This is a genomic window from Burkholderia diffusa, from assembly GCF_902499115.1.
In the GTDB taxonomy this organism is placed as follows: Bacteria; Pseudomonadota; Gammaproteobacteria; order Burkholderiales; family Burkholderiaceae; genus Burkholderia; species Burkholderia diffusa.
On record NZ_CABVPN010000084.1, the window covers coordinates 1 to 630 of the forward strand.

General features: G+C 62.2%; 3 protein-coding genes. All 3 read right to left on the reverse strand.

Annotated elements, in window-relative coordinates:
• Window positions 1–98, reverse strand: a 98-nt coding sequence (locus BTE28158_RS32315; RefSeq protein WP_174920306.1) for an FAD-binding protein, incomplete at its 3' end; no start/stop codon positions are given.
• A gap of 3 nt (window positions 99–101) precedes the next feature.
• The gene (gene sdhD, locus BTE28158_RS32320; protein ID WP_006399546.1) at window positions 102–470 is read right to left on the reverse strand and encodes a succinate dehydrogenase, hydrophobic membrane anchor protein; all 369 of its coding nucleotides are present in this window, start codon (window positions 468–470) and stop codon (window positions 102–104) included.
• A 4-nt stretch (window positions 471–474) separates the two neighbouring features.
• Window positions 475–630: succinate dehydrogenase, cytochrome b556 subunit (locus BTE28158_RS32325; RefSeq protein ID WP_420868031.1), on the reverse strand; the 156-nt coding region annotated here is incomplete at its 5' end.

Here is a 630-nt window from a genome sequence, read left to right on the forward strand (position 1 = left end):
CGCGACAGTTGCAGCGCTGCGCGCAAGCCCGAGCCGCCCGCGCCGACGATCACCACGTCGAACTTGCGGCGCGGCAGGGAAGTTTTGATTGCAGCCATTCTTTACACTCTCCAGAGAATCTGCGCGGCGTAGCCCGCACATGCGAGCAGCCAGACGATGGTCAGCGATTGCAGCAGCAGGCGCACACCGACGGGCTTCACGTAGTCCATCCAGATGTCGCGCACGCCGACCCATGCGTGGTAGAAGAGGGAAAGCAGCGTCACGAAGGTCGCGAGCTTCATCCATTGCGCGGAGAAGATCGATGCCCAGCCTTCGTACGAGAAGTCGTGCGCGCCGAAGAACAGGACGAGCAGAATGACCGTGTAGACCGCCATGATCGTGGCGGTGACGCGCTGCGCGAGCCAGTCGCGCAGGCCGTAGTGAGCGCCGACGACGAGGCGCTTCGAGCCGATTCGGTTATTGGCTGCCATTTTCTTAGAATGCTCCGAACAGTTTGAGTGCCATGGCGATCGTCAGGGCGATCGAGACGACAAAGACGACGACGGCCGTCCGCTTGCCGCCTTCCTTCGAGACGGCGTCGTGGTTGACGTCCATCAGCAGGTGGCGAATGCCGGCGCAGAAATGGTGGAG